The 3,008-nt window shown below is 64.0% G+C and carries 3 protein-coding genes; 1 reads left to right on the top strand and 2 read right to left on the bottom strand.

Annotation, left to right across the window (positions count from 1 at the left end):
• Positions 1-90: 90 nt before the first annotated feature.
• Both IWX89_RS18165 and IWX89_RS18170 read right to left on the bottom strand, forming a co-directional pair.
• Positions 91-309, bottom strand: a complete 219-nt coding sequence (locus IWX89_RS18165) for a hypothetical protein (protein WP_196904940.1) — start codon at positions 307-309, stop codon at positions 91-93.
• A 519-nt stretch (positions 310-828) separates the two neighbouring features.
• Entirely contained in the window at positions 829-1,704 is an 876-nt protein-coding gene (locus tag IWX89_RS18170; RefSeq protein WP_196904941.1) for a helix-turn-helix transcriptional regulator, read from the bottom strand.
• Positions 1,705-1,878: 174 nt separating this feature from the next.
• On the opposite strand from IWX89_RS18170, the gene IWX89_RS18175 reads away from it, so the two are divergent.
• Entirely contained in the window at positions 1,879-2,931 is a 1,053-nt protein-coding gene (locus IWX89_RS18175; RefSeq protein WP_196904942.1) for an MFS transporter, read from the top strand.
• Positions 2,932-3,008 lie beyond the last annotated feature (77 nt).

The raw sequence follows: 3,008 nt of genomic DNA on the forward strand, positions 1-3,008 counted from the left end.
TAGGCCCAAGACTCGCTCAGCACAGTCGGCAGCCCACGTTGCGACGAGGCGGCGGTCAGCTTCGCTGAGTGACTGTGGGGAAGGCATGTCTCACCCGCTCGTGCGGTCGTGCCCTGGCCGTCGTAGGCCGAGCACAATCAGGATGACGCCGACGATGGTGAGGACTAGCCCGATGGAAAGCCACATCCGGTTACCCGTCATGAAACTACCGGGGATCAGATTCAGACCCTGCCCGGCCCAGACTCCACCAAGGATTAGAGCGATCACGCCCACGGTGATCAGGGCGATGCGTCCGCTACGGCTAGTCACGTCTCCCAACGTACCCCGACCGTCTCGCTCGTGGCCCGGTAGAGATTCGGCTCCTGATGCCTGGGACCGGCTCACGAAGGCCCCGAACCAGTCGGACCCCAAATGCCACCAGCTCAAGGGCCAACTCGCAACGATTGTTCGTGACGGCGTTGCACACGACCAATGGCAGTACGAACTCTCTGGGGGCGCACGCATTTGGTTCTACGTCGAGGGCAGAACAGTGAAGATCGTCAACGTGTTCACGAGGCACCCGAACCAAACGAAGTAGGCGTGCGCGACCAACAACAGCCTTGAGCCGTGTGCGATCCCGCCCGCACAGGGAAACGAGACAGGTCCATACGCCGGGTTCCCGCGGTGAAACGATCAGCATATGAGCGACACAGGAGCTCGACCCGGTCGGCTGGACGGGTCCGTTTACGTGCAGCCTGTCGAGATCCCTACGAACGGACCCGTGCCGATGAGGGGGCATTCTCGATTTCGCGACGCCGCCTTCGCTTACGATTCGTGATGTCAGATCCGTTAGTGCGGTGCAGCTGTTTCGGTTCTCGTTGCTGCCCAGCTGGCCAGAAGACGGAGCCGCTCGGCGCTGGGTGAGCCGGGCTCTGCTGTGTAGATCATGAGTACGAACCCTGGGTCGGCCGTGATCACGAGCTCTTCGTAGGCGAGAGTGAGTTCGCCGACGACGGGGTGGTTGAAGCGTTTCGTACCGGAGCCGTGGGTACGGACGTCGTGGGCTCCCCAGAGCTGCCGGAACGTGTCGCTGCGTGTGGACAGTTCGCCGACGAGGTCGTGGAGGCCTTTGTCGTTGGGGTCGCGGCCGGCCTCGGCGCGCATGATTGCGACGCACATTTCGGCGAAGAGGTCCCAGTCCGGATAGAAGTTCCGGGAGGCAGGGTCCAGGAATTGGAACCGGGCCAGGTTCGGTGTGCGGCCGCCGTCGCCGATGAGTGGTGAGTAGAAGGCTCGGCCGAGTTCGTTCGTGGCCAGAAGGTCCTGGTATTGATCGCGAACGAAGGCGACACCGTTGGTGATCGTACTGAGCACCCAGTGAAGACTGGGCCGGCTAACGGTGTTCTTGGTGGCACGCCGGCGTGGTCGGCCGGACAGTGGAATGCCGTCCGCTGCGCGGGCGAGGTCGAAGAGGTGGGTTCGTTCTGGGTCGTCGAGGTTGAGTGCGCGGGCGAGGGCGTCAAGTACTGAGGCGGACGCTCCTCCGATCGCGCCGCGTTCGAGTTTGGCGTAGTACTCGACACTGACGCCAGCCAGTGTCGCGACTTCTGTACGGCGTAGCCCAGCCACGCGCCGGTTGGTTCCCGCGGGAAGCCCGGCCTGTTCCGGAGTGACTTTCGCGCGACGCGACATCAGGAATTCGCGCACCTCGGCTTGATTGTCCATGACGACGACACTACGTCTCCGGGGCCGTCGTTGGGGTGCCCTGCTGGTACACCCCCTGGTAGAGACTCCCCTGCGCGAGGTTCTTCACGTTGACTGGGGCACGTGCTACCAATTTTAGAGACCACCATCACGCCGCCGGGACCGGCAGCCACCGAGACATCCACACGGATGCCGATGGTGTCCCTGGGCGCTCTGGCGGTCATCGGCTTCGTTCTCGTGGCGATGGAGACTATGCCGGCCGGCCTGTTGCCGGTCATCGCCAGCGGCATGGGCATCAGTGAAGGGACTGTCGGGCTGTTCGTGAGCGCATACGCCCTCGGCACGGTGATCGTCACAATCCCCGCCATCACCCTCACCCGGGGAATGCGCCGCAAGCCCCTGCTCCTTGGCGCGATTCTGGGGCTCATCCTGGCCAACAGCATCACCGCCGTCTCTAGCGACGTGACCCTGTCGCTGGTGTCACGATTCCTCGCCGGATCATTCTCGGGAATCATCTGGGGAATGCTGGCCGCCTACGGCCGGAAGATCAGCCCGCCGTCCCGCGCCGGCCTGTCACTGGCCATCGTCTCCGGCGGGGCCCCCGTAGGATTCGCCCTCGGCACCCCCCTCGGGTCGTGGCTCGGAACGACATTCGACTGGCGGTGGGCCTTCGCCGGACTCACCATGGTGGCCCTCATCGCCGGTGCACTCATCGCAGCGATCGCCCCCGATGCCGACGGACAGCCAACAACTTCACGGCTCCCCCTCATCCGGGTGTTCAAGATCCCAGGCGTCGCCATCATCCTGGCCGTGATCTTCACCTGGATGCTCGCGCACAACACGATCTACACCTACATCTCCCCCTACTTGAGGTCCACCAGCAGCACCCTCACCGTCGACGTCCAACTCCTGATCTTCGGAGTCGCCTCGATAATCGGAATCGTCATCACCGGGGCGCTCCTGGATCGCCACCCCCGCCCTTTGCTGCACGGAAGCGTCGCACTGTTCATCGCGGCCGCCGTGGTGCTCCTCGCCGGGAACACCTCAACCGTGGCGATCATCGCCGCGACCCTAGCGTGGGGAATCGCGTTCGGTGGGGCATCCGCCCAGGTGCAGGCCGCGCTCACCACCACGGGAGGCGCGGACTCGGACGTGGCCAACTCGTTCCTGCCCGTGGCGTTCAACCTCGCCATCTTCACCGCCGGAATCCTCGGTGCTGCCCTGCTAAGCGCAAGACCGTTCAGTTAAGCGTTTTGAATGGTGATTTCTGAGGCGTGGAGGGGTTGTGGCCATTGTGCGTGGTGGAGGCGTTTGGCGGGCCACTT

It is taken from the genome of Cryobacterium sp. MP_M3 (genome assembly GCF_015752155.1).
In the GTDB taxonomy this organism is placed as follows: Bacteria; Actinomycetota; Actinomycetes; order Actinomycetales; family Microbacteriaceae; genus Cryobacterium.